Below are 24,369 nucleotides of genomic sequence, written 5' to 3' on the forward strand. Positions count from 1 at the left end.
CTCAGGTCGAAAGGGCGTGGTCGTCGGCGCGGAGCAGCGCGGCCAGTTCGCTGATGGTGGAGAAGGCGTAGAGATCGGCGACCGTGAGGCGCCGGTCCGGCAGCGCGTTGTCGAGGATCGTGTGCACGCGCACCAGGCTGAGCGAATCGCCGCCCACGTCGAGGAACCAGTCGTCGGGTCCGAAGTCCCGGTGCCCGAGCACCTCGTGCCAGGCCTGGGCGATGATGTCCTCCATCGAGGCGACACCCGTGCAGGGCAGCTCCTGCGCCTGCGCCTGCTGCTGGTCCTTCTCTTCCAGTACGCGGCCGGGGTGCGCCGCCTGTTCCGGCGGGGTGGCGGCGGTGCCGACGGGGGCGGCTCCCGCCGTCAGCGCGGCGATGTCGATCTTGCCGTTCTTCGTCATGGGGAGCTCGTCGACCACCGTCCACAGATGCGGGACCGAATAGGTGGGTAGCGTGCGGGAGACGAAGGCCCTCAGCGCGGCGGCCTGCGGGGTCACGCCCTGCGGGGTCACGGCGGCGAGGATCTGCTTGTCGCCGTTCCCCACGGAGACCACGGCGACGGTGGCGTCGTGCACCTCCGGGTGTTGACGCAGGAGCCGGGCCACACTGTCGGGTTCGATCCGGAAGCCGCGGACCTTCACCTGGCTGTCGCGGCGTCCGTGGAAGCGCAGGTTACCGTCGGCGTCCCAGCGCGCGAGGTCGCCGGTGCGGTAGAAGAGACGTCCGTCGTCGTCGGTGCCGAACGCGCGAGCGGTCTCGTCCGGCATGCCCACGTACCCGAGGGCCACTCCTTCGCCGAACGCGACCAGTTCGCCGATTCCGCCCGGTGGCACGGGGCGCCCCGTACCGTCGAGGATCTTGATGCCGGTACCCAGGATCGGCCGCCCGATCGGCAGGGCGCCGCCGGTGACGCCGGTGAGGTCGTCGATGTGGTGGGCGGCGGTGATGGTGGTGTTCTCGGTGGGCCCGTAGCCGTTCGTCACCCGGATTCCCGGACAGGCGCGCACGATGGCCGCCACGTGCGGAGGAGAGATGACGTCGCCGCCGGTCATCAGCTGGACGAGACCGCGGAAGGCGTCCGGACGGAAGTCCGCCACCAGCCGGAAGAGACCGGACGTGAGGAACATCCCGGTGACCTCGCGCCGCTCCAGGAAGGTCGCCAGTGCGTTGGGGGTCACATGGGCGTCGGGGTGGACCTCGATCGTTCCGCCCGCCAGCAGCGGGTAGAAGATCTCGATGGTGGAGGCGTCGAACGCCAACGGGGCCAGGCGGACGTAGCGTTCGTACGCCCTCGCAGGGAACAGCTCCGTGTCCAGGGCGAGTCTGACGACGCCGCGGCAGGGAACCATCGCGCCCTTCGGGACCCCGGTCGTACCGGAGGTGAAGGCCACGTACGCGGCGCGTTCGGGGTCCGCCGGTGCGGCGGCGGGCGCCAGTCCCGTCCGCGGCGGGTCCGCGGGATCGACGACCGCCATCGCGATACGGCCTTCCGTGGCCGGACCCAGCGCCGCGAGCCCGTCGGCTGTGCCGAGGATCACCCGTACCCCGGCCCGTTCCAGGATCGACGAGGTCGTCCTGGCGGGGCTGCCGGAGTCGATGCCGACATAGGCCGCACCCGTCCGGAGAATCGCCAGGACGGCGATGATCTCCTCGATGGAACGGGGGGCGACGAGGGCCACCCGGTCGCCCTCACGGACGCCCGCCTCGCTCAGCAGGGCCGACTGGGCGGTGACGGCGGCCATCAGCCGACGGTAGGTCACCCTGCGGTCCGGGTCGCCGTCCCGGACGGCGACGGTGTCCGGACGGCGCTCCGCCGCTGCCTCGATCAGCTGCCACAGTCCCTCGGTGGGCTCGGTACCTGTGCCCTGCTCCCACTGGTCCAGCAGTCGGCGCTGGGCGCCGGTCACGGTGGTGATCGCGGCCAGCGGGCCTTCCGGGTCGGCGGCCATGTCGACGAGCGCGCGGTCGAAGCCGCCGGCCAGCGAGGTGGCCTCGCCCGGCGTCAGTACGGTGGTCGCGTATTCGAGTTCGAGCGCGGCAACCGGATCCCAGGACATCACGTGCAGCATCGCGTCGTACATCGTGCCGCCGGTGTGGCCGATGCGGATGCTGAAGCGCACGTCGCCCGCGGTCAGCGTCGCGGGCAGTACGTCGTTCTGCGCGGCGAAGACGATCTGCGCCAGGGGGTTGCGGGCCGGGTCCGCGCCCGTCGAGAGTGCCGTGGCGATGTCCTCGAAGGGGACGTCACCGTGCCGGAAGGTGTCCCGCAGCGCCCGGGCCGTCAGCCGTACGTAGTCCGCGACGCTCGCCTCCGCCGGTGTCTCGCAGGCGATCGGGGTGAGACCGGTGGCACCGCCGATGACCTGCATGGTGGTGCGGGAAGTCCGGCCGTTCGTCGGCACGCCGACCACCAGCCGGTTCTGTCCGGCGCGGCGGGCGACCGTCAGGGCCCAGGCCGCCAGGAGGACGACATTGCGGCTCACCTTCAGGGTGCTCGCCAGCTCGACGCATCCCGTCCGGGCCGCCTCGGTGAGCAGGAAGGGAACCCTGGCCCCCGTGAAGGCACGGGTCTGCGGACGCTCCAGATCACCCGGCAGTTCGACGACGGTCGGCCAGCCTTCGAGCAGGGCCGCGCGGGCGGCGACGGCTTCGGGAGCAACCCCGGTCCGCTCCGCCGCGACGAACACCTCCATGCCCGGCGCCTCGGCGTCTGCGGGGTCCCCGTCGGCGTAGCCCTCGGCGATCTGCTCCCACAGCAGGCCGTAGCTCCAGCCGTCCAGCAGCACGTGGTGGGCGAGGACGGACAGCACCGTGCGCTCCGGTCCGGCGGCGGTGAGTACGAAGACCAGGGGCGGCTCGGCGTACGGTCGCAGCAGCTGCGGCGCCAGCGGGGAGATCAGCCTTTCGGCCAGGCCGACCACGTCCGTGCCCGGCGGCTGCGGCGGCAGTTCCTGCTCGATGACCTTCGGGCCCCGGGAGCGGGCCACCCGGCGGCCGACCATGCCCGTGTCGGCGTCGCGTGTGAAGACGGTGCGCAGCGCGGAGTTGCGCCGCACGACCCGGGCCAGCGCGACGGTGAGCCGTCCGGTGTCGAGCGGACCGGTGATCTCGGCGCTGGTGAGCACGTGGAAGGGGGAGGGTCTGCCGGTCAGGGTGCCCTCGACGGAGAGCATTCCCTCCTGCACACGGGTCGCCCTGGTGTGTACGTCGTGTGACTCATCGGGAAGCACGGTGGCTGGCCTCAACTCTCTCGTGGGCCGACGGAACGGACAGGGTGTCGAGTCCCCTCTCGTCCGGCGTGAAGTGGACGGGCAGGGAACTGAGCCCGGTCAGGAAGTTCGAGTGGAAGTGCTGGACCTCTCCGGTGACCTCGATCTCCGCGACACAGGTCCGCAGCGCGTCGAGCAACGCGGTCACCTCCACCCGCGCCAGATGGGCGCCGAGGCAGAAGTGGGGTCCGTAACCGAAGGTGAGGTGCTTGTTCGGGGTACGCCCCAGGTCGAAGGTGTCGGGGGCGGCGAAGACGCTCTCGTCGCGGTTGGCCGAGGAGTGCCACACGGTGACGATGTCGCCTGCCTGGATCTCCTGGCCTGCCAGCACGACGCGGTTCAGTGCGGTCCGGCCGAAGTGCATGGTGGGTGAGGCCCAGCGCAGGGCCTCTTCGGCGGCCGAGTCGAGGGTGACACTGCCCTCCCGCAGGCGCCGCCACTGCCCGGCGTCACCGGCCAGCATGTGGACCACGTCGTTCATGGTGAGCCGGCTGGTCTCCTCGCCGCCGAGGATCAGGCTGTAGCAGTTGAGCACCACCTCGTCCCGGGTCAGCGGCTTGCCGTCCACGAGGCTGTTGGTGAGGACGGTGATCACGTCGTCGGTCGCGTGGCCCCTCCGCTGTTCCATGAGGTCGGCGAAGTACAGCAGGATGTCGCTGCGTGCGGCCCATGCCTCCGGTACGGACTGGCCGGCCGTGTCGGAGCTGAGGGCGGCCCGGGTCCGCGACAGCAGGAACTCCCTGTCGCTGTGCGGGACTCCGAGCAGGTCGGAGATGGTGGAGATCGGGATGTTCTCCGAGATCTCGGTGGCGAAGTCGCACTCGCCCCGGCGTACCGCGTCGGCGACCAGCCGCCGGGTGTTGGCCCGCACGCGGCGGGTCACGCCTTCCATGGCCCGTGGCGAGAACGCCTTGAGCAGCGCGTTGCGCATCTGGCGGTGCCGGGCGCCGTCGGTGACCGCGCACATGCGGCCTGCCGCCGAATCGCCTCCGGCCAGCAGCGTGACGAGTACGTTGCCCTTCTCCGACGTGTAGTTCCGGGTGTCGCGGTACACCGTCATCACGTCCTGGTACCGGCTGACGACCCAGAAGCCCGGGCGGCCCTCGGCCCCGGGGTGCCGGTGGACGGGGCGCTCCCGGCGCAGCGTTCTCCAGTAGCCGCTCAGATCGGTTCCCGCGAACGTCTCGGGGTCCGTCAGGTCGACGGCGTCGAGGAACTCGTCGGGCCAGGTGGTTCCAGAAGCCTCGGCATGCACGAAGCGACCTCCGGTGCGTGGCATGCAGGGCGCATGCGGAAGGGAATCGCCGCCGGAATTCCGGTGGCTCGAAAGGGATGCGTCGATTGGAGTCCAGGGCCTGCCACCGCCGCCAGGCAGCGGACCGGCAGATTCGCGGCCGGTGAATTGCCCACGGCCTTGCCCGCGCCGTGCCTGGCCGTGAACCGGTGCACTGCACAAGGCTCCTGGCGGAGCATCGTCAGCAGAAGGAGACCCCTCGATGGACCGGCCCGATGACAGAGCGCCCGATGACAAAGAAGTCGATGGCAGAGGAGCCGACGGCAAGGCCCCCGTCGTTTCGCTGTGGCGGAACACGGACTACCTCGGATGGTGGACGGGCAATACGCTCTCCGCGGTGGGGACGAGCGTCTCGTCCATCGCCTATCCGCTGCTGGCCCTGTCCCTCACCGGGTCGGTGACGAAAGCCGGGTTCATCGGTTCGGCGAATCTCATCGGGGTGCTCGTCACCACGCTGTGGGGCGGCGCGCTGGCGGACCGGGTGTCGCGCCGCGCCATCCTGGTGGCCGTGCCGCTCGTACAGGCGGCGGTCCTGACCGCGGTCGGCCTGTCCGTGCACAACGGTCGCATCAGCATCCCGCTGCTGGCCGTCACCGCGCTGGTGAGCGGACTGTGCTCAGGGGTCATCCTCGGTGCCAGTACGCCGTCGCTCCGGCGGATCGTTTCCAAGGAGCAGTTGGCCACCGCCAACGGGCAGGCGATGAGCCGCGACATGGCCGCGCAGCTGGTGGGACCGCCCCTGGGCGGTGTCCTGTTCGGGCTCGGCCGCAGCATCCCCTTCTTCGCCGACGCGCTCTCCTTCGTCTTCGCCGCGCTGGGGGCGCTCAACATCCGGCGTCCGCTCGGGCCCGACCGGGCGCCGGACGGGCCGCGCACCACGATGCTCCAGGACGTCGGCCAGGGGATCGGGTTCGTCCGGCGGCATCCTTTCCTGCGGTTCGTCGTGGTCATGGCGTCCCTGCTCAACATGATCGACCAGGCGTTCCTTCTGCTGCTCATCGCCGTGGTCGCGCACCGAGGCGGCGGCCCGACCGAGATCGGCCTGGTCAGCGGTGCCGCGGTGGCCGGGGCGCTGGTCGGCGCGGTGTTCGCCTCCTCGGTCATGAAGCGGGTGTCCGCACGCCCTCTGCTGTGCGTGTCGGTCTGGCTGCTGACGGGTTCCTTCGCGCTCACGGCAGTGGTGCCCGAGGTGTGGCAGATCGGCGTGGTCGTCTGCCTGGCGGGGCTGACCGCGGTCCCCGTCAACGTCATCCTGCAGACGTACGTCATGCAGCTCGTCCCCGACGAACTGCTGGGCCGGGTGGCGGCGGTGAACCGGTTCGGGGCGTACTCGCTGGAGTGGGCCGGCCCGATGCTGGCCGGCGGTCTGGTCTTCGTGTTCGGAGTGGCGGGAGGCGTCCTGGCGCTTCTCGTCCTGCTGGTTCCGCTCGGTGTCATGGTCACGGCTTCCCGGTCGCTCGACATCCTCGCCACCCCGGTCAACGAGGTGAACGAGGCGACCGCAGAGCGGCCGTCCCTCCAGCCCGCGGCCTGACCGCGTGGCTCGTACCACCCGGTGGCCCGGTCGGGGCAGGAGCCTCGGGGCGGGCGCGAACAGCCCCGTGGGGGGGGGGGGGGGGGGGGGGGGGGGGGGGGGCGCCCCCCCCGCGGGGGGGGGGGGGCCCCCGGGGGGGGCCCCCCCCCCACGGGGCCATGGTGCTGCGGGAGCTCACCCGCTCAGCGCCAGGGCCTGTTCCTCCGCGACGGATCTGAGGGGCTCCGCGGCCGGCGCTGCCGCCAGGAAGGCGTGGACGTGCCGCAGCATGCGGTACTCGTACCGGCTCCCCCGGTCCACCTGAAGGAGGGAGGAGTCGACCAGCTCGGAGAGCATGTCGATCGCTGCCGTGTCCCAGGCCTCCTTGCCTGCGGCCCCCCGGCCGTCCGCGGCGAGGACCTGGGCCGCGGGGAGCCGGGCCAGACCGGCCAGGAAGTCCCGCTGACGTTCGTCCAGCAGGTTCAGGCTCCAGCGGACGCTGGCCTCGACCGACTGCTGGTGGGGCAGCATCGAGTGGTCCGCCGAGCCGAGCAGCCTCCGCGCACGGCTGTCGGAGCGCAGCGTGGGCAGCGACACCATCCGCAGCCGCTGGGCCGCGAACTCGACCAGCCGGGGCAGCAGATCCAGGTCCTGGCACAGCTCGCCGAGCTGTGCGCGTTCACCGGACAGGTCCAGCGTCGGGCAGACCCTCTTCAGTCTTTCCAGCAGCAGTTCCACCGCCGCCTCCACCGTCAGCGACGGGATCTCCCAGAGGGTGACCCCGCTCCACCGCGGAGGGCGGCGGGAGGTGATGAGTATGCGCAGCTGTGGATGGCCGGCGATCAACCGGTCCACCAGCCGGTCCGTGGTTCTCGGCAGGTGCTCGGTGTTGTCGAGTACCAGCAGCAGGCGCCGTCCGGTGTCCGGCGTCCCGTCGTCGAGCAGCCCCTCGACGGCTCCCCACGCCAGCTCCATGACCGAGTCGAGGTCCAGGTCCTGTTCCGAGGGGATTCGGCCCATCTCGGCGACGGCCACGCCGTCGGCGAACAGGCGGCAGACCTTTTCGGCGACCGCCTGGGCCACCCGCGACTTGCCGACTCCGCCGGGTCCGGTCAGCACGGTCACCTGATTTCCAGTCACCAGTTCCGCTATCTGCCGCACTTCGCTCTCCCGCCCGATCATCGGTGTGCGCGGCGGTTTCGGCCCTCGCCAGACGTCCTTGCCGGGGCTGACCATGTGCATCCATTCGGCGACGGCGGAGGAGGACGAGTCCGCGCCGTCGGCGGGCAACGCATGCAATTCCTGGCGCAGGCCGGGGTCGAGAACGGCGAGGAGCATGTCGACGGAGCTGCGGCGCGGCTTGACGATCTGCCCGCGTTCCAGATTCCTGATGGTCCGGACACTGATTCCCGACAGCTCGGAGAGTTCCTCCTGCGTGTATCCGCGCATCAGACGCAAACGGACCAGTGCGTTGTTGGACATGCCAGTTCCCCCAGTTCCCTTCGTGCGGCGTTGCCGCAGGCTTCCGGCAGCGGGACGCACCAGCGGGTGCGTCGGCAAGGGGAGTGTCCGTCCGACCGTTCCCGTTCGCCTCCCGCGGGGATACCGGAAGGGGCCATTCGGGGAATGGCCCCTCGCCGCGCCGCGGGGAACACCCTGCGACGCGGCGTGCGACTGCTTCGTCCGGCCGCTTCAGCTGTGTGCTCAGCTGTGTGCGGGCTCCCTCCCGGGCCGGACTGCCGCCGGGCCGGTGGGAAGCAGTCGGCCGATCGCGGCCATCATCGCCCCGGGATCGGCGTACGGATATCCGTGGTCGCCCGGAAGCGTCGTGACGGTGAACTCCCCGGCGGCGCAACGCTCCCAGTGCGGCAGGGCATCGGGCGGCGTGACCAGGTCGTCGGCCCCGCCGAAGGCGTACAGCGGAGTGTCGATCCGCGTCGGTTGCGGCACGAGGTAGGACTCCGCGTAGCCGAGGTCCATCCGTACGGCCCGGGTGACCTCCGTCAGGAACGCAGGGTAGTCCAGCAACTCGGCGGGCAGCCCTCCGTTGTCGGACAGCCAGGTGAGCAGGGTCCGTTCGTCGCTGTGGGCGAGCCTGCGACGCGGCGGCACCTGGGGAGCCCGGGTGCCGGAGATCAGGGCGGCCAGTGGGGCGCGCACGTGGTCCCGTTCGGCCCGTACGGCAACCTCGTAGGCGAGCATTCCGCCGAAGCTGTGCCCGAACAGCAGGTACGGCATGTCGAGTTCGGGGCGCAGCCCCTCGTAGAGCGCGTCGGCCAGGGCGCCCATGCCCACCGGCATCCGTTCGCGGGCCCGGGTGCCCCGCTCCGGGAGTTCGACCGGAGCCAGTTCGACACCGTCCGGGAGGTGCGCGCGCCAGCTGGAGAACGCACCGGCTCCACCACCGGACTGCGGTATGCAGATCAGCCGTACCCGCGGCGTTCCGGCGCGGCACCTGCCGGTGATCCAGCGACTCTGGGGCTCAGGTCTCATGCTTTCGGCTCCCTGTTCCTTCTCCTGCTCGGGACGACCGCACCGTCGGTCCGGGACAGGAGCCTCCCAGTGCGGGACGGCGGGCCGCCAGGACAGAGAGGGGCAACTCATCGGCAAATGGCGGCTGTTGTCGGCGAGGTAACGCCGCGGGAGAGGAACGGTATGGCGTGCGGAGATCCTTCCACCCGGAAGAACGATCACGGAGGAGTACCACATGACACATCCCACGCCCCCTCGCGATGACGGCCTGGTGGAGATCGAACTGAGCGACGTCCTAAGGGAATTCGCGGCGACGGAGCGATGTTCCCGGAGCTCCGCGGCCTTTCGTAGGGCCGAAGGCGCCGAGCCCGGAAGGAGATTCACCATCGAGACCATGACCACGGACGGCATGCACCGCGTTGTCGCACTCCGGTCCGAGGACTGTGTGCCTGTGACCGGGGAGGACCGGGCCGTGCTGCGGTCCACGGTCACGGCTCTGCTCGATCTCACCGACCATCAGGAAGGAGCGGCACGGACCGAGGTGACCCTGTCGGCGCACGGCCCCCGCATCGCGGCGTGCTTCCTCGAAGGCGGTCACAAGACCCCCTGAATCTCCGGGGGAACGGGGGCGGGAACCGCACAGGAACCGTTCGGGAAGCCCTTCGGCGAATGTCTGTCTCGTCAGCAGGACACCAAGCGGGGGGAAGCGGAATCATGGGACGCAATCTGGCGGGACTCATCGCGGTGGCCATGACGGTACTGGTTCTCGGCACGGCGGCCGCGGTGGAGTCCGGTGCGTCGGACGGACCGGGGAAGGGATACCACGTCATCGCCGAGGACAAGGGACCCACCGCTGTCAGGGTGTGAACTCCGCCCGAGGTCCGCACTCCGCCGCACCCTGCTCCGGTGCGGTCAGCTCCTGCGGCAGGACCCGGGAATCCCCAGTTCCGCGAACAACTCCTCGGCGGACCCGCGATGTTCGTCGGCGGAGCGTCCGTCGCCCAGTGCCCCGGCCGCCTCGGCCATGCCCGCCAGCGCGTACGCCTCCTCGGCCCGGTAGCCGACCGAGGAGGCGAGTTCGTACGCGCGGCGGTGCACGGTCAGCGCCTCGTCGTACTGGTGGTTCCTGCGGAGCAGGCGCGCGACCAGGTTCTCCACCTTGGCCCTGCGGAGCGGGGAAAGGCTCTGCCGGACAAGGGCCCGGGCCTGCTCCGTGAACTCGGACTCCTGCCGGGAGCGGCCGAGCCGGTGGGCACTCTCGGCCGACAGGGCCAGGACCAGGGCCACCTGCCCCGGCTCCCGCGTGCCGTCGCACAGCTCCCGCGCACGCGCCAGCCGTACCTCGGCCTCGGCGTACTCTTCGAGGCCGAAGTGGGCGAAGGCCAGATCGGTGAGCGCCACCAGTTCGTTCTCGTGCTGCTCCAGCCGCCCCGTGAGTTCGACGGCCCGCAGGGCCGCTTCGACGGCCTCGCGGTAACGGCCCCACTGCTCGTACAACGCGCTCAGAATGGTGAGGCTCTCGGCCTCGGCCCGGACGGAGCCCAGCTCCCTTTCCGTCGCGATCGCCTCCTGGAGGTCGGCGAGCGCCTCGGGGAAGCGTCCGAGGAGACTCTTGTACAGACCCAGCGTGCTTCCGCAGTGGGCTTCCGTGTGCCGGTCTCCGAGAAGCTGGGCCACCTTGCGCCCCTCCTCGGCCACCTCGATGCCCTCCACGAAGCGGCCGAGCTTCCAGCAGGCGACGCCCAGGTTGGACAGGGCCACACCCAAGAGAGCCAGGTCGTTGAGGCGACGGGCCGCGGCGACCGCGGTCCGGCTCAGATCCGCGAACTCCTCAAGATAGCCACTTGCGTTGAGCTGGAACGACAGATTGCGTGCCAGGCAGGCCGCATGCCGGTCGTACCCGCGTGCCTCGGCCAGGTCGACGGTGGCGAGCAAAGTGGTGTGCTCCCGCACGAACCACGCCCCGGCCTGGGCGGCACTGTGGATGTCGGGCAGTTCGGTGGGAGCCTCGGACACCCCGGTGGGCCGCCGCCGCCGGCCGGGGAAGAGGAACTCGCACGACACCTCGGTCGCCGCGAGGTAGTAGTCGAGGAGCCGCCCGACCGATGTGGCGTCCTCCTCCTCGGTCGTCCCGCAGAGCAGGCCCCGGGCGAAGGCGCGCACCAGATCGTGCAGGCTGTAGAGGCCCATCTCCGGTTGCTGCAGAAGGTGGACGTCCAACAGGAACTCCAGGACGTCCTCGGCCTCCCGGGTGGCCAGACCCAGCAGCGCCGCTGCCGAGCAGAGGTCGATGTCGCCCCCCGGGTGCAGCGCGAGGACCCGGAAGGCGGTACGGCACTCCTCGTTCAGCGCCTGGTAGGAGAGTCGCAGGGTGGCGGCGACGCTGCGCTCGCCGAGACTCAGCTCGTCCAGCCTGCGGGTCTCGTCACGAAGCCGGTCGGTCAGGTACTGCACGGTCCAACGGGGCCGGTTGTGCAGCCGGGCGGCCGCGATGCGCAGGGCCAGCGGCAGGTGCCCGCAGAGCTGGGCGAGTTCCCTGGCGGCCTCGGGTTCCGCGGCGACCCGGTGTGCGCCCACCGTCTCGGCGACCAGGGCGGCGCTCTCGTCCGGGGCCAGCACGTCGACGGATATCCACTTCGCTCCGTCCAGGTCGACCAGCCGCGCACGGCTGGTCACGATGGCCAGGCAGCCGGGCGACGTGGGCAGCAGGGGGACGACGCCGGCGGCGTCCGGTGCGTTGTCGAGCAGGAGCAGCACCCGCTTTCCCGCAAGAGTGGACCGCCACAGCGCTGTGCGGCCCGGCACGTCCTCCGGGATGCTCCCTCCCGGCACATCCAGTGACCGCAGCAGGATGTCGAGTGCGGTGCCCACGGTGACGGGCTGCTCTCCGGGGGTGTGGCCGCGCAGGTCGATGTGCAGCTGTCCGTCCGGGTGGGCGGCTGCGAGCCGGTAGGCGGCTCGTACGGCCAAGGAGGTCTTGCCGCTGCCGCCCATGCCGTCGATCGCCACGATCCGGCTGCGGTCGTCCGCCTCGTGCGCGCACGCCAGCAGTTCTCTCAGCTCCCGCTCGCGCCCGGTGAAGTCCGCCAGGTCGTACGGCAGGTCGCAGGGCACCCGGTGCGCGGTGGGAGGGGTGACGGCCGGAGTCACTGCCGGAGGGGAGACGGGAGCGGCAAGTTCCGGGCTCTCCCGGAGGATGCCCTCATGGAGCCGGGTCAGCTCCGGTCCGGGGTCGATGCCGAGCTCCTCGGCCAGTAACTCGCGGACGGCGCCGTACTCCCCCAGCGCCTCGGCCTGCCTGCCCGACCGGTACAGCGCGAGCATGAGCTGTCCCCGGAAGGCTTCCCGCAGCGGATGGCTGGTGACCAGCTCCCGCAGTTCGACCACCAGCATCGATGCCTCGCCCAGGCGCAGCCGGAGATCGAAGTACCTCTCCGCCGCGGCCAGCCGCCCCTCTTCGAGTGCTACCGCCGAGGCGTCGACAACAGGGCCGCCCTGTCCGGAGAGCACCGGGCCCCTCCACAGCGCGAGGGCCGCGTTCAGTGCCTCGACCGCGTCGGCGGGCGCTCCCGCCGCCGACGCCAGCCTGGCGTCGTGGACCCGCGCCTCGAACTCGCACAGGTCCAGTTGGGGCACCGACACCACGGCGCGGTAGCCCGGCCCGTCGGTGACCAGCACACTGCTGCCTTGAGGAATCCGCCGGCGCAGGTCGGCGACGGCCTTGCGCACCTGATGCGCGGCGGTCGCCGGAGGCTCCTCGTCCCAGACACCGGCCACCAGACGGGGGACGGGCAGTACTTTGCCGTGCTCCAGGAGCAGCATGACGAGCACGCGCTCCTGAATCGCTCCGCCGAGCCGCAGCCGGTTCCCGTCCGTCCACACCTCCAACGGCCCGCAGATGTTGAAGCGCAACTTTCTCTCGTCCGGTTCGGTCCCTGTGGATTCCGATTCCGTCATCCGTAGCCCCCCGCGTACCCCCTGGTTAGCTGGATGATAGACGCCGCGATCACGCTTGGATACGCAACGTGAGATCGGAGTCGCGCAGGCCTCTGGCAGGACTGCCTCCCCTCGTCGAGTGCACGGCCCGGAGGAGATGTCACCGGCTCCAAAGGCGCTGACAGACCGCTGTTTGATGCCTCTGTACGCACCGGGGCCGCGGCCTTGCGAGGGGTCTGGCGGGGAGCTGTCCGGCTGCCCCGGGGGGGCCGGCGCATGCGACCTCATCGCGTGGGCCCCTGAGTCCCGCTCCCCCCGTCCTCACCTGCAAGCGAGGCTCGATGTGTCGCGCCCCAAGGAGTTCGCAGGGGAAACTCAGTCGGCGTCAGTCGGCGTCACCAGGGTGTACATCACCGACCGCCTCTGCTTGTGGCGCTGGATGCGGCCCTTGGACACCAGGAACTCAAGGGCGTTCCTCACCACTTGCGGGGTCGGATTGCGGCGCGGGTGCTTATCCATGAGTTCATCCCTTTGCGGCCTCGGTTCTGACGAGCCTCCGCTGCTACCGCACACGGGGCAGGTTGGCGGTCCTGCCTCCCTCTGCAGCCGTCCTGGCGTGGACGCCCCCGAGTCGCCGCACTATTACTGATAGGCCGTCACGGCTTTCGGGAGCGTGCGGTCGAGACGACGGGATCCGACAGACACGGCGTGGCCGTACGCGTCCAGGTCATCGCGCAATCCATATCCGACGATCCCCGGTTGGCCAACCCGGGGATTCTCCGGAGCATTGGATTCGTCCTGCCCCGCTCGATGGAATCAAGACAACCTCGCATCACCGCCCGGAACGGCCCCTGCTCAGCCCATCGCGAGCTCAATACGTTCTCCGACTGAGAACTCGGCGAACAGAGCCTGGACCATTCCGCGATTGCGTCTGGTGTTCCGTGTCCCGGAGATCGCCCAACCGTGCAGCACGAACCCGCATCCGTCCGCCCCTCATCCAAGGAGACCGCCGCGCACCCCCTGTCCCAGACTCAGGAAACCCCGCAGATGTAGCTCGTCAGTAGTGCTTGGTACTCGGCCAAGGACCTCGCGCAGCAGCTCCGGGTCGACGCCTCCACTCTCCGCAGGTGGCGCACCGCCCGGCCACCACAGGGCCCTCCCTTCGTGCAGGTCTCCGATCGCGTCATCATGTACAGCGCGCTTGACGTCGAGGAGTGGCTGCGAAGTCGGCGCATCGACCCGCAGCTGGCGGCTTGATGGCACACATAGAATCCGTTCCCATTGGTGTACGGCTGTCCACCGACGTCGAATATCGCCCCGATCGAGCGAACCCGTACCGAGCCCGTGTCCGCTGGTTCGATCCGACCACCAAGCGCCGGCAGTCCCTTTCCGAGGGAAAGGACAGCGAAGAAGAGGCGCAGGCATGGATTCAGACCATCATCGAGGCGGCGCAGGCCGGCCTCAGTCCATCGCTCGCCACCATGAAGCTCGCTGAGCACGGCGATGCCAACATGGAACTGGCCCTACGTGGGCCGGAATTGAAAACCCGGGACCCCTATCTGTCCGGATGGCGGCTGCGCGTGACTCCCACGCTCGGGCACCTGCCCGTGCGGATGATCACGAACGGAGCTGTCGACCGCACCGTCCAGAACTGGATCACCGACGAGCTCGGCCGCTCGACCGTCAAGAACACCATCGCCGTCCTGGTCCGCGTCATGGAGCAGGCGGTCCGCGACGGGATCATCAAGGTCAACCCGGCCCGCGTCACCGGCTGGCAGAAGCTGTACAAGCAGGCCGAGGATGAACTCCTCGACCCGCGCGCGCTGGCTCTGCCCGATTGGGAGACCCTGGTAGAGCTGGCCGAAGCCCTGGTTGCCGCCTCGTACGACAACTACCAGGGCTGGGGTGACGTGGTCCTCTTCGCCGCGAGCACCGCGGCCCGCATCGGCGAGGTGTCCGGCTGCCGGGGAGGGGACATCGACACCACCAACTGGATCTGGACGGTACGGCGTCAGACGACGCCCGCCCCAGGCGGCTTGGTCGACAAGGGCACCAAGGGCAGACGCGCCCGTCAAGTCCCCATCATCGAGGAGATCCGGCCTCTTGTCGCCCAGCGTGTACTCGCCGCCGGCCCCGCCCCCGACGCCCGCATGTTCACCGGCCCCCGCGGGGGCCGCATCACCACGGCGGTCCTACGCGACGCGACCCACTGGGACGAGGTGGTCACCAAGCTCGGGTACGAGCACCTGCGGCGCCACGACCTCCGGCACACGGGTCTGACATGGTTCGCCGACGCCGGGGTCCAGGTGCACGTCCTGCGCAAGTTCGCCGGGCACGGTTCCCTCACGACCACGCAGCGCTACCTACACCCCGACGTGCACAAGATCACCGCGGCCGGCGCTGCTCTCTCCGCCCACCTGAGCGCGCTTCGGGCCCCGCGGTCGCTGCCCGTACCGCTCGTCGTCGCCAACTGACGCGGTCAAGCGCGCTGGTCCCCCACTGGTCCCCAGAAATGATCAAGGGGCCGTTTCAGAATGCTCTGAAACGGCCCCTGACCTGCGACTCTTTCGAGTCGGGACGACAGGATTTGAACCTGCGACCCCTTGACCCCCAGTCAAGTGCGCTACCAAGCTGCGCCACGTCCCGATGCCCGTTGACCTGGGGTTTTCCCCTGGTTGAACGTGCAGGAGAACAATACCGCACTTCCCGGGGTGGTCGCGCGCACCTTTGCCCTTCCCGTCGCCCCGGAGGGGAGGGCTTGACCTCGAGTCCGGTTGAGGTTGCACGATCGGTGCATGACACAGGCGACCGCGGACACGGAGTTCCGCCACGAGGACCTGGGCCGGCTGATCGGCCTCATGACCGGGGCCGAAAAGCACGGGCCCGCCGCCACCTCCACGCTCGACGTGCTGTGGGTGCTCTACGACCGCGTGCTGCGGGTCACGCCCGGCACCGCCGAGGACGCGGGGCGGGACCGGTTCCTGCTGTCCAAGGGGCACGGGCCCATGGCGTACTACGCCGTGCTCGCCGCCAAGGGGTTCTTCCCCGTCGGCTGGCTCGACGGCTTCGGCTCGTACGACTCCCCCCTCGGCCACCACCCGGACCGCACCCTGATCCCCGGCGTGGAGATCGGCAGCGGCTCGCTCGGGCACGGCCTGCCCCTCGCCGTGGGCAGCGCGCTCGGGCTGCGCGCGCAGGGGCTCGACGAACCGGCGGTGTGGGTGCTGATCGGCGACGCGGAGCTGGACGAGGGCAGCAACCACGAGGCGCTCGCGTACGCCGGCTCGGCCGGTCTGGAGCGGCTGCACACCGTGGTGGTCGACAACGACTCCGCCACCCACGGCTGGCCCGGCGGCATCGCCGCCCGCTTCGAGGCGGCCGGCTGGTCGGCGGCGACCGTGGACGGGCGGGACCACGCGGCCCTGCTGGCGGCCTTCACCGCGCCGCACCCCGGGCGGCCGCACGTCGTGGTCGCCCGCGTCGAGAAGAAGCAGTAGCAGTAGCAGTAGCAGTAGCAGTAGCAGGAACAAAAGGGGTAGGACAACCATGGACACCATGCGGGAACGCTTCATCTCGGTCACGTCGCGCCTGCTCGACGAGGACCCCCGGCTGGCCGTCGTGCTGGCCGAGATCACCATGGACGGGTTCCGGCCCGCCCAGCGCCGCCACCCGGACCGGGTGATCAACGTCGGCATCAGGGAACAGCTCCTGGTCGGCGTCGGCGGCGGGCTGGCCCTGACGGGGCTGCGGCCCGTCCTGCACACGTTCGCCAGTTTCCTCGTGGAGCGGCCGTTCGAGCAGGTCAAGCTGGACTTCGGGCACCAGGGCACCTGCGGCGTCCTGGTCAGCGCCAGCGCCAGCTACGACTGGCCCGCCGGCGGGTTCACGCACATGGCGCCGGGCGACGTGGCGCTGCTCGACACCCTGGACGGCTGGACGGTCCACGTCCCGGGCCACCCCGACGAGGCCGAGGCGCTGCTGCGGCACGCCTACGCCGCCGGGGACGACAAGGTGTACGTACGCCTCTCGCAGCAGTCGAACGCCGCGGCCCGACCGGTGGACGGCCTGGGCCTGCGGACCGTACGGGAGGGCCGCGCGGGCGTGGTGGTCGCCGTGGGGCCGCTGCTCGACAACGTGCTGGCCGCCACCGAGGGGCTCGACCTGACCGTGCTGTACGCGGCCACGGTCCGCCCCTTCGACGACGCGGCGCTGCGCGCGGCCGTCGGGCGGGCCGCGCCCGCCGTGGTCCTCGTCGAGCCCTACCTCGCCGGCACCTCGGCGGCCGCCGCGGGCGGCGCCCTGGCCGACGTGCCGCACCGGGTGCTGGGGCTGGGCGTGGGCCGGGCGGAGCTGCGGCGCTACGGCACGATGGAGGAGCACACCGCCGCCCACGGGCTGGACCCGTACGCACTGCGCGAGCGGATCAGCGCGTTCCTGACGCCGGCCGCGGCGCTGCGCTGAGGGCGGTCCGGCACCCGGGCCCTCAGTCCTCGGGCCCGCGCAGCTCCGGATGGGCCGCGGCCAGCCGCTTCGGAGCCGCCTGGAGCCACGAGTCCGTGAGGATCGTGCGCAGTTCGGCCTCGTCGCCCACGGCCGCGAGGCGCACCCGGAGCCACGCGTAGTTGTCGTCGTGGCCCTCGCGCAGGAAGAACTTCTCCGGCTCCGCCGCGATCAGCTCGGCCCGGTCCTCCTTGGGGCACTTGATCCCGATCGAGGTGTCGTCGTCGGCCAGGGCGGCGAAGACCTTGCCGCCCACCCGGAAGGTGGGCATCCCCCAGGCGAGCTTCTCGCTGCTGTCCGGGAGCGACAGTGCGATCGTACGGACGTGCTCGGCGGTCGTGGCCATCCCCGCGGCTCCTCTCCAGGTCCGGTTCCGGGCACCCGGGCGGGGCGCTCCGTGCCGGTTTCCAGGCGGGGGACGCCGGCAGGCCGGCATCGGGTGGAACCCGGTCCACCGACCGTAGACCCCGGCACTGACAACCGCCCGCGCCGCGCGCCACCGCCCGCACCGCCTCTACCGCCCGCATCGCCTCCAGCGCCCGCACCGCGCGCCTCAGGCCCGCCGGTCCTCCCTCTCGTGCACCAGCGCCACCAGCTCGGCCGCCAGCTCCTTGACCGCGGCGAGCCCCTCGGTCCCCCACCTTCGCGGCACCACATCCACCGCGCAGACCGTGCCGAGCACGATCCCTCGCCGGTCGGTCAGCGGCGCGCCCAGGTAGGTGCGCACCCCGCTCTCGTCGACGACCGCGTTGCCCGCGAAGCGCGCGAAGTCCCGTACGTCCTCCAGTACCAGGGCCCGGCGGCGCACCACCACGTGCGGGCAGTAGCCCTGGTCGCGGGCGAGGACGCGCGCGGGGTACCCGCTCTGCGGGGCGTCGGGCGCGTGGTGCAGTCCGGCGAAGAACTGCCGTTCCTCACCGACGAAGTTGACCCCCGCGAACGGCACCTCCAGGTCGTCGGCGACGCGCCGGGCGAAGGAGTCCAGTTCGGCGTCCGTCCGCTCCCCCAGCCCCAGTTCGCGCAGCCGGACGGCGCGCGCGGGCGCCTCCCGGTCCACGGGCGTGAGCAGCAGGTGTCCGGTCGATTCGTAGTACGTCATGGCGGTTCCCCCGACTCCGAAGACGATGATCTGGCCGTGGACGTGCACAGGAGGTGGCGGACGAGGGCGGCCAGCGTCCCCGTCCCGGAGCTCGTCAGCCGGGCGTCGCAGCGCACGACGGGCACCTCGGGCCCGAGCCCCACGGCGTCGCGCACCTCGTGCGGCGCGTAGCGGTGCCCGCCGTCGAACTCGTTGACGGCGACGACGAAGCCGATCCCCCGCCGCTCGAAGAAGTCCACGGCCGGGAAGCAGTCGGCGAGGCGGCGGGTGTCGGCGAGCACCACCGCCCCGAGGGCGCCCGCGCACAGTTCCTCCCACAGGAACCAGAAGCGCTGCTGCCCGGGGGTGCCGAAGAGGTAGAGGACGTTGCCCCCGTCGAGGGTGATCCGGCCGAAGTCCAGCGCGACGGTCGTCGCCGTCTTCGCCTCGACCCCGTCCAGCGGGTCGGCGGACTCGCCGTGGTCGCTGAGCAGTTCCTCCGTGCTCAGCGGCTCGATCTCGCTCACCGCGCCCACGAAGGTGGTCTTGCCCGCCCCGAAGCCCCCCGCGACCAGGATCTTCAGGGTCGCGGGGGCGGGGGCGGGAGGCGCGGTGTCACAGACGCGTGCGCAGGCCATCGAGCACCGCTCGCAGGAGGGACTGGTCGTCGGTGGCGAGCGGGCCGTCGCGGCCCGGGAACCGGGGCGCCCGGGCCACGAGTGCGCCGTGGTGCATCAGGTCGGACAGCAGCACCTTCACGACCACCGCCGGCAGCCGCAGCTGACCCGCCACCTCGGCGACCGTGACGGCGGCGGCGCCCGCGCACAGCCGCAGCGCGAGGGCGTGCTCGGGCCCGAGCGGGACGCGCGGGCGCACGCCGGTCGCGGTGACCAGCGAGAGCAGGTCGAGGGCGGTACCGGGCCTGGTCCGCCCGCCGCTGGCGGTGTACGGGCGCATCACCCGGCCCGCCGAGTCGTCGAGCCAGGGTGCGTCGCGCCCGGGTGCGTCGCGCCCGGGTGCGTCGCGCCCGGGTGCGTCGCGCCCGGGTGCGTCGCGCCCGGCGCCGCTGCCGTACGGGCGCTCCGGCGCGCACGCCCCCGCCGCGCCGGCCCTCATCGCCCCGGTCCTCATCGCCCCGGGTCGGCGGCCGGCCGTCGGGGCGCGACCCCCAGGTACGGTCGTACGCTCTTGACCAGCATCGCCATCTCGTAGCCGAGCACCCCCGCGTCGGCCTCGCGGTCGGCGAGGACCGCCAGGCAGGTGCCCGCGCCGGCCGCCGACACGAAGACGAGCGCGGTGTCGAGCTCGACCACCACCTGCCGGACCTCCGCGCCGTCCCCGAAGCGGGAACCGGCGCTGCGGCCCAGCGAGTACAGCCCGGACGCGAGCGCGGCCATGTGGTCGGCGCTGTCGGGGTCGAGGCCGTGGACGCAGCTCACGAGACCGTCGGCGGTGAGCAGCACGGCGCTGCGCGTGTAGGGCACGCGCTGCACCAGGCCGCTGAGCAGCCAGTCCAGGTCCGAGAGCCGGCCGCCGGTCTGCGTCGCCACTTCGCCTCCCATGGGGGTGCGCTCCTTGCTGGGGTGAGGGGTCGGGATCATGCCTGGTTGTCCGACTGGGCCTGGCCGAAGCCCCGTTGGAAGGCGGCCATCAGGCCGGGGTCGTGCAGGGGCTGCTCGCCGGTGTCGTCCCGGCGCGCGGCCGGGGCCTCGCGCAACTGGGGGACGAGGTGCTGCTGGGCGCGGCGCCGGGGCAGCGACGGCCGGTCGCCGCCGTCACGCGCCGCGGGCACGCCCTGCGCCGCGGCCACGCCCTGCTCACCCGGCACGGACCGTACGCCCGGCCCGCCTTGCTCCCCCGGCACGGACCGTACGCCCGGTCCGCCGGTCTCCTCCGGCGGCGCGGCGGGCCCGTACGGCGGCTCGGGGAGCGGTACGGGTGCGTACGCTCCCGCCTCCTCGGCCCGCCCGTACGGCGCTTGGGCCGCGACCCCGGCGAGGGGCCCGCCCGGCGGGCGCGACCCCGGCGGATCCGCCGCCGCGGGGCCGGGCTCCCACGGCGCGGGTTCTGGCTCCCATCGTGCGGGGTCCGGCTCCCACGGCGCGGGTTCGGCCGCGCCCCACGGCGCCGCCTGCGCCGGCTGCTCCGCTTCCCACCGGCCCGGTTCGGCCGCGCCCCGCGCCCCCGCCCGGTCCGCCTCCCACGGCTCCGGCCCGGCCGCGGCCCACCGCTCGGGCTCGGCCGTACCGGGCGGCTCGGCCTCCCGCGGCGGCTGCGCCCGCACCGCGTCCGGGGACTCCCGGCGCGGCGGCCCCACCCGTACGGGCTCCAGGGGCGGCATCCCCGTACCCTCGCCGGTCCCCCAAGAGGTGGGGCGGGAGCCGCCCATCGCGTCGGCGGCGCTCGGCGCCTCCGCGCCCAGCAGCTCCTGCGGCAGCACGAGGACGGCGAGCACGCCGCCGTAGATGTTGGACTTGAGCTCGACGGCGATGCCGTGCCGCCGGGCCAGGGCCGCGACGACGAACAGGCCGATCCGGCCGTCGGCGAGCAGGTTCCGGACGCTGATCTGGTCGGGGTCGCCGAGCAGGGCGTTCATGCGGTGCTGTTCCGCGGCCGGCATGCCGAGGCCCCGGTCCTCCACCTCGACCGCGATCCCGGCGGTGACCCGCTCGGCCCGCAGCACCACGTCGGTGTCGGGGGCGGAGAACACGGTGGCGTTCTCGACCAGTTCGGCCAGCAGGTGGACCACGTCGGCGACGGCGTGGCCCCGTACGCTGCCGCCCGCGGGCGGCACCACCTTCACCCGGGTGTACTGCTCGACCTCGGCCACGGAGGAGCGGAGGACCTCGCTCAGGTCGATGGGCCGGGTCCACTGGCGGCGCGAGGCGGCGCCGCCGAGGACGGCCAGGTTCTCGGCGTGGCGGCGGATGCGGGTGGCGAGGTGGTCGACGTGGAAGAGCTCCTTGAGCAGGTCCGGGTCCTCGACCGTGTCCTCCAGGTCGTCCAGCAGCGAGATCTCCCGGTGGACGAGGGACTGCAGCCGGCGGGCCAGGTTGACGAAGACCTCCACCTTCCGCTCGCTGTCGGACGGGGCGACCGGCCCGGCCAGCCGTACGAGGGTGCCGTGCGCCTGCTCCCGGGCGCCGCGCAGCTCCTGCGAGAGCAGCCAGAACTCGTCCACGCCCGCCGGATCCGCGCCGGACGGTGGTCCGGTGGGGCCGCCGCGCACCGGGCGCGCAGGAGCTTCGCCGCGCTCCAACCGGTCGGCGACGGCGCGCAGTTCCTGGCGGCCGCGCACGCTGGAGCGGCGCAGCGCCTCGCACCGGTCCCGGACCGCCCTGGCCGAGCGCTGGGCGCCGAGCAGGGCCGCGGCCAGGGCGCCGACTACGAGCAGCGCGCACCCGGTCAGTACGGGCCACAGCCGCGCGTCCCGCTCGCCCGCTCCTCCGCCGAGCTGGAGGGTGAAGATCACGGCGGCGGCGCCGCTGAGCCCGGCGGCGAGCGCGGGCAGGACGGCGGCGCGGACCAGCTGGGGCCTTATCTGCCGGGCCGGACCGGTGACGGCGTGTCTCGACGGGGAGTGACGGGCGGCGCGGAGTCCGGACATCTGGGTCCTCGGTACGTGGGGCCCGGCCCCCAGCGTTCCCGGGGCCCGGTGTTGATCACCGGTTACCCACGCTAGACCGCACCGTCACACCCCGGACGGCGAGTTGGGGAACTTGGCCAGGGTGCTTCCCGCTCCCGGTGGAGCGCTCGTACACCCGCCCGATTCCACCGGCCCGCCCCCACGGCCGTGGCGCACCCCGCCCCGCCCCGGATGCGCCGGGCCGGGGCGGGGTGCGCCACGGCAGCGAGGCGCCACGGCAGCCGGGCGCGGCCGCGGCGGCCGGGCCCGCACCGACGCCGGTCGCCTACGTCCCCACCGGCTCCTGCTCCTCCTGCCCGCCCGCGGCCGCGGACCCCACCCGCGCCGGCGCCCCGGCCGCGCCTCCCGCCTCCGACGCAGGCACGGAGGCCGGGCCCCCGGCGGGATCCGCCGTCGGGCCCTGGGCGACGAACGGCCTCCACCAGGGTGCGGAGGGGGCGTCGGCCGCGCCGGGCTCGAAGGGCTGGCCCGGGATGGGGAGCGCGATGGCGGCTCCCGCCCTGGCCGCCGCGGCGACGGTGCCCTCGCCCGGCTCGTCCCACGGGTGCGGGGCCAGGTTGAAGGTGCCCCAGTGGATCGGCAGCATCGTGCCGTGCGGGATGCCGCCCTGGAGGTCGAGGTGGGCCTGCATGCCCTCCTCGGGCGTCATGTGGATGTCCGGCCAGTACTCCGAGTAGGCCCCGATCTGGATCATCGTGGCGTCGAAGGGCCCGTGCGTGGCGCCGATCTCCCGGAATCCGGGGAAGTACCCGGTGTCTCCGCTGTGGTAGATCCGGTGCTCGTCGCCCGCGACCACCCAGGAGGCCCACAGGGTGTGCTGCTGGTTGCGCAGGCCGCGCCCGCAGAAGTGCCGGGCCGGGGTCGCCGTGAGCGTGAGCCCGGCGACCTTGGTGCTCTCGTTCCAGTCGAGTTCGCGCAGCCGGTCGGCCGGGACGCCCCAGCGCTCCAGGTGCGCGCCGACGCCCAGCGGGACCGCGAAGACCGTGTCCGTACCGGCCAGGCTCTTGATCGTCGGGAGGTCGAGGTGGTCGTAGTGGTCGTGCGAGATCACCACCACGTCGACGTCGCCCAGCGTGGCCAGCGGCACCGGCACCGGGTGCAGCCGCTTGGGCCCGGCGAAGGGGAAGGGGGAGCACCGGTCGCCCCAGACGGGGTCGAACAGCACGCGGCGCCCGTCGATCTCGGCGAGCACGCTCGAATGGCCCATCCAGGTCACGCGCAGGCCGCTCGCGGGCGGCTTGGCCAGCTCCGCGAGGGTGGTCGGGTACACGGGGATCGGCGCGCCGGGGTTGCGGCGCAGCCGCTGCTCCTTGTGGAAGTAGATCTTGGCGAACTCCCGCATCGAGCCGGACGGCCTGGTCCGGGCGCCGACCGGGTTCTGGAACACGCCGTCGGCGAAGTGCGGCGAGCGGCGGATGCGCTCCAGCCGCGCGCCGGACGGGTCCGCGCCGAAGGCTTCGGGCCGCAGGGCGCGCAGCCGTGGACGCAGGGGACGGGAGCCGGTCAAAGCGCCTCCTGGGACGATGGGTCACGCGGTTCGTGGACGTCTACCCCCATCCCAACGCACACGGGCCCCGAAGGATTCCGCTTGCGGCCGGGTGGCCCCCGTGTCGCACGCGCCCCGGCCGCACCGCCCCTCTCCCCCGTACCCCTGCGGCCCCGCGCGGCCCCCGCCCGTACCGTCGGTGGCCGGCCGCCTACAGCGGCAGCAGGTCCGGCCGCTTCGCCGCGACGTGGTCCCCGGAGGACTCGCCGCGCAGCCGGCGTCCGATCCAGGGGGCGAGGTGCTCGCGGGCCCACTGGATGTTGTCCCGGGTGGTGTCCACCGAGCCGCGCGGCCGCTGCGGCGGCCAGGGCTGGTCGGGGTCGGTCGGCACCTGGATGCCGAGCACCTGCGCGGCGCGCAGGGCCACCCGGGTGTGGCCCTCGGGCGAAAGGTGCAGCCGGTCGCCGTCCCAGGCCCGCCGGTCCTGTACGGATCTGAGGGACCAGAGGTCGAGCACCGGGCAGTCGTACCGGTCGGCGATGGAGCGCACGTGGGCGCTGTACGTCGCCACCTTGCCGCGCAGGTGCCGCAGGACCGGCACGCCGCGGGTGTCGAAGCCGGTGGTGATCATGACCTGGCCGACGGATGCGGCGAGGTCGGCCACGGCGGCCTCGAAGCGCTCCGCCACGTCGTCGGGGTCGCTGCCAGGCCGGATGATGTCGTTGCCGCCCGCGCAGAAGGTCACGAGGTCCGGGGCGAGCGCCTTGGCCCGCGGCACCTGCTCGGCCACGATCTGGTCGAGGAGCCTGCCGCGCACGGCCAGGTTCGCGTATCGGAAGTCGTGCTCGTCGCGTCGATCGGCCAGGAGCACGGCGAGCCGGTCCGCCCAGCCGAGAAACGTTCCCCCCGGTCCCGGGTCCCCCACACCCTCGGTGAAGCTGTCCCCGATCGCCGCGTACGAGCCGATGGTCTTGAGTGTCGTCGTCGTCGCTGCCACGAAGCACCATCCTTCACCCCGGCGGGCAACCTACGCCAACGTAAGCAGGGGTTAACGGACCGTGATCTATACCACGCGCGGGATAAGGAATAAGTACGCGTCAGGCCGGGACCCCCCTCGGGTCCCGGCCTGACGCGTGTCCCTCGCCGCGGCGGATGCCGTCGGGCGCCTCACCG

The 24,369-nt window shown here is 72.3% G+C and carries 19 protein-coding genes, 1 tRNA gene and 2 pseudogenes; 7 read left to right on the forward strand and 15 right to left on the reverse strand.

Going from position 1 to position 24,369, the window contains the following annotated elements; genetic code table 11:
* Nucleotide 1: 1 nt before the first annotated feature.
* On the reverse strand, nt 2-3,232 hold the full coding sequence (locus ACZ6S8_RS25950) for a non-ribosomal peptide synthetase (protein WP_469459584.1): 3,231 nt from the start codon (nt 3,230-3,232) through the stop codon (nt 2-4).
* Nucleotides 3,219-4,526 (reverse strand): cytochrome P450, encoded by a 1,308-nt coding sequence (locus ACZ6S8_RS25955; RefSeq protein ID WP_469459586.1) that lies wholly within the window; start codon nt 4,524-4,526, stop codon nt 3,219-3,221. Before ACZ6S8_RS25955 ends, ACZ6S8_RS25950 begins: the two co-directional genes overlap by 14 nt.
* Nucleotides 4,527-4,767: 241 nt before the next feature.
* On the opposite strand from ACZ6S8_RS25955, the gene ACZ6S8_RS25960 reads away from it, so the two are divergent.
* Nucleotides 4,768-6,099, forward strand: a complete 1,332-nt coding sequence (locus ACZ6S8_RS25960) for an MFS transporter (protein ID WP_469459589.1) — start codon at nt 4,768-4,770, stop codon at nt 6,097-6,099.
* 174 nt (nt 6,100-6,273) lie between these two features.
* Here ACZ6S8_RS25960 and ACZ6S8_RS25965 read toward each other — a convergent pair whose 3' ends face one another.
* Both ACZ6S8_RS25965 and ACZ6S8_RS25970 read right to left on the reverse strand, forming a co-directional pair.
* Nucleotides 6,274-7,560, reverse strand: a complete 1,287-nt coding sequence (locus ACZ6S8_RS25965; protein ID WP_469459591.1) for a helix-turn-helix domain-containing protein — start codon at nt 7,558-7,560, stop codon at nt 6,274-6,276.
* Between the two features lie 222 nt (nt 7,561-7,782).
* Nucleotides 7,783-8,571, reverse strand: coding sequence for a thioesterase II family protein (locus ACZ6S8_RS25970; RefSeq protein ID WP_376396312.1), 789 nt, complete (start codon nt 8,569-8,571; stop codon nt 7,783-7,785).
* A 214-nt stretch (nt 8,572-8,785) separates the two neighbouring features.
* On the opposite strand from ACZ6S8_RS25970, the gene ACZ6S8_RS25975 reads away from it, so the two are divergent.
* On the forward strand, nt 8,786-9,160 hold the full coding sequence (locus ACZ6S8_RS25975; RefSeq protein ID WP_469459593.1) for a hypothetical protein: 375 nt from the start codon (nt 8,786-8,788) through the stop codon (nt 9,158-9,160).
* A gap of 104 nt (nt 9,161-9,264) precedes the next feature.
* Complete coding sequence (locus tag ACZ6S8_RS25980; RefSeq protein ID WP_469459595.1) at nt 9,265-9,417, forward strand: hypothetical protein; 153 nt, start codon at nt 9,265-9,267, stop codon at nt 9,415-9,417.
* Between the two features lie 45 nt (nt 9,418-9,462).
* Here ACZ6S8_RS25980 and ACZ6S8_RS25985 read toward each other — a convergent pair whose 3' ends face one another.
* Entirely contained in the window at nt 9,463-12,462 is a 3,000-nt protein-coding gene (locus ACZ6S8_RS25985; RefSeq protein WP_469459597.1) for an AfsR/SARP family transcriptional regulator, read from the reverse strand.
* 399 nt (nt 12,463-12,861) lie between these two features.
* A pseudogene (locus ACZ6S8_RS25990) lies at nt 12,862-13,044 on the reverse strand (hypothetical protein); the annotation flags it as partial.
* A gap of 522 nt (nt 13,045-13,566) precedes the next feature.
* Here ACZ6S8_RS25990 and ACZ6S8_RS25995 point away from each other — a divergent pair.
* Nucleotides 13,567-13,743: pseudogene (locus tag ACZ6S8_RS25995) on the forward strand (helix-turn-helix transcriptional regulator); the annotation flags it as partial.
* Between the two features lie 323 nt (nt 13,744-14,066).
* Nucleotides 14,067-14,960 carry a tyrosine-type recombinase/integrase gene (locus tag ACZ6S8_RS26000; protein WP_469459599.1) on the forward strand — a complete coding sequence of 298 codons (894 nt, stop codon included), beginning with the start codon at nt 14,067-14,069 and terminating at the stop codon, nt 14,958-14,960.
* A 98-nt stretch (nt 14,961-15,058) separates the two neighbouring features.
* Here the strand turns inward: ACZ6S8_RS26000 and ACZ6S8_RS26005 are convergent.
* Nucleotides 15,059-15,132: transfer RNA gene (locus ACZ6S8_RS26005), tRNA-Pro, on the reverse strand.
* Between the two features lie 149 nt (nt 15,133-15,281).
* On the opposite strand from ACZ6S8_RS26005, the gene ACZ6S8_RS26010 reads away from it, so the two are divergent.
* Together ACZ6S8_RS26010 and ACZ6S8_RS26015 are read left to right on the forward strand one after the other, a co-directional pair.
* Complete coding sequence (locus ACZ6S8_RS26010) at nt 15,282-15,983, forward strand: transketolase (protein ID WP_469459601.1); 702 nt, start codon at nt 15,282-15,284, stop codon at nt 15,981-15,983.
* A 49-nt stretch (nt 15,984-16,032) separates the two neighbouring features.
* Nucleotides 16,033-16,947, forward strand: coding sequence for a transketolase family protein (locus ACZ6S8_RS26015; protein WP_469459603.1), 915 nt, complete (start codon nt 16,033-16,035; stop codon nt 16,945-16,947).
* A 22-nt stretch (nt 16,948-16,969) separates the two neighbouring features.
* Here ACZ6S8_RS26015 and ACZ6S8_RS26020 read toward each other — a convergent pair whose 3' ends face one another.
* The 8 genes from ACZ6S8_RS26020 to ACZ6S8_RS26055 form a co-directional block, all read right to left on the reverse strand.
* Nucleotides 16,970-17,332 (reverse strand): MmcQ/YjbR family DNA-binding protein, encoded by a 363-nt coding sequence (locus ACZ6S8_RS26020; protein ID WP_469459605.1) that lies wholly within the window; start codon nt 17,330-17,332, stop codon nt 16,970-16,972.
* A gap of 207 nt (nt 17,333-17,539) precedes the next feature.
* Nucleotides 17,540-18,085 (reverse strand): GAF domain-containing protein, encoded by a 546-nt coding sequence (locus ACZ6S8_RS26025; RefSeq protein ID WP_469459607.1) that lies wholly within the window; start codon nt 18,083-18,085, stop codon nt 17,540-17,542.
* Nucleotides 18,082-18,702, reverse strand: coding sequence for a GTP-binding protein (locus tag ACZ6S8_RS26030; RefSeq protein ID WP_469459609.1), 621 nt, complete (start codon nt 18,700-18,702; stop codon nt 18,082-18,084). Before ACZ6S8_RS26030 ends, ACZ6S8_RS26025 begins: the two co-directional genes overlap by 4 nt.
* Nucleotides 18,680-19,021, reverse strand: a complete 342-nt coding sequence (locus ACZ6S8_RS26035) for a DUF742 domain-containing protein (RefSeq protein ID WP_469459724.1) — start codon at nt 19,019-19,021, stop codon at nt 18,680-18,682. Before ACZ6S8_RS26035 ends, ACZ6S8_RS26030 begins: the two co-directional genes overlap by 23 nt.
* 170 nt (nt 19,022-19,191) lie before the next feature.
* Nucleotides 19,192-19,626: a roadblock/LC7 domain-containing protein gene (locus ACZ6S8_RS26040; protein WP_469459611.1), complete on the reverse strand. Its 435-nt coding sequence runs from the start codon at nt 19,624-19,626 to the stop codon at nt 19,192-19,194.
* Between the two features lie 35 nt (nt 19,627-19,661).
* On the reverse strand, nt 19,662-21,671 hold the full coding sequence (locus tag ACZ6S8_RS26045; protein WP_469459613.1) for a sensor histidine kinase: 2,010 nt from the start codon (nt 21,669-21,671) through the stop codon (nt 19,662-19,664).
* 304 nt (nt 21,672-21,975) lie between these two features.
* Nucleotides 21,976-23,217 carry an MBL fold metallo-hydrolase gene (locus ACZ6S8_RS26050; protein ID WP_469459615.1) on the reverse strand — a complete coding sequence of 414 codons (1,242 nt, stop codon included), beginning with the start codon at nt 23,215-23,217 and terminating at the stop codon, nt 21,976-21,978.
* Between the two features lie 190 nt (nt 23,218-23,407).
* Nucleotides 23,408-24,193, reverse strand: coding sequence for an SGNH/GDSL hydrolase family protein (locus ACZ6S8_RS26055; protein ID WP_469459617.1), 786 nt, complete (start codon nt 24,191-24,193; stop codon nt 23,408-23,410).
* Nucleotides 24,194-24,369 lie beyond the last annotated feature (176 nt).

Source organism: Streptomyces sp. NPDC048461 (assembly GCF_055587105.1).

Excerpts from the sequence above, each read along its gene's own strand:
- ACZ6S8_RS25965 (WP_469459591.1), bottom strand. The coding sequence starts at position 7,560 with ATGTCCAACAACGCACTGGTCCGTTTGCGTCTGATGCGCGGATACACG.
- ACZ6S8_RS26035 (WP_469459724.1), bottom strand. The coding sequence starts at position 19,021 with ATGCGCCCGTACACCGCCAGCGGCGGGCGGACCAGGCCCGGTACCGCC.
- ACZ6S8_RS25975 (WP_469459593.1), top strand. The coding sequence starts at position 8,786 with ATGACACATCCCACGCCCCCTCGCGATGACGGCCTGGTGGAGATCGAA.
- ACZ6S8_RS26025 (WP_469459607.1), bottom strand. The coding sequence starts at position 18,085 with ATGACGTACTACGAATCGACCGGACACCTGCTGCTCACGCCCGTGGAC.
- ACZ6S8_RS25970 (WP_376396312.1), bottom strand. The coding sequence starts at position 8,571 with ATGAGACCTGAGCCCCAGAGTCGCTGGATCACCGGCAGGTGCCGCGCC.
- ACZ6S8_RS25960 (WP_469459589.1), top strand. The coding sequence starts at position 4,768 with ATGGACCGGCCCGATGACAGAGCGCCCGATGACAAAGAAGTCGATGGC.
- ACZ6S8_RS26020 (WP_469459605.1), bottom strand. The coding sequence starts at position 17,332 with ATGGCCACGACCGCCGAGCACGTCCGTACGATCGCACTGTCGCTCCCG.
- ACZ6S8_RS25980 (WP_469459595.1), top strand. The coding sequence starts at position 9,265 with ATGGGACGCAATCTGGCGGGACTCATCGCGGTGGCCATGACGGTACTG.
- ACZ6S8_RS26040 (WP_469459611.1), bottom strand. The coding sequence starts at position 19,626 with ATGGGAGGCGAAGTGGCGACGCAGACCGGCGGCCGGCTCTCGGACCTG.
- ACZ6S8_RS26045 (WP_469459613.1), bottom strand. The coding sequence starts at position 21,671 with ATGTCCGGACTCCGCGCCGCCCGTCACTCCCCGTCGAGACACGCCGTC.
- ACZ6S8_RS26015 (WP_469459603.1), top strand. The coding sequence starts at position 16,033 with ATGGACACCATGCGGGAACGCTTCATCTCGGTCACGTCGCGCCTGCTC.
- ACZ6S8_RS26030 (WP_469459609.1), bottom strand. The coding sequence starts at position 18,702 with ATGGCCTGCGCACGCGTCTGTGACACCGCGCCTCCCGCCCCCGCCCCC.
- ACZ6S8_RS26010 (WP_469459601.1), top strand. The coding sequence starts at position 15,282 with ATGACACAGGCGACCGCGGACACGGAGTTCCGCCACGAGGACCTGGGC.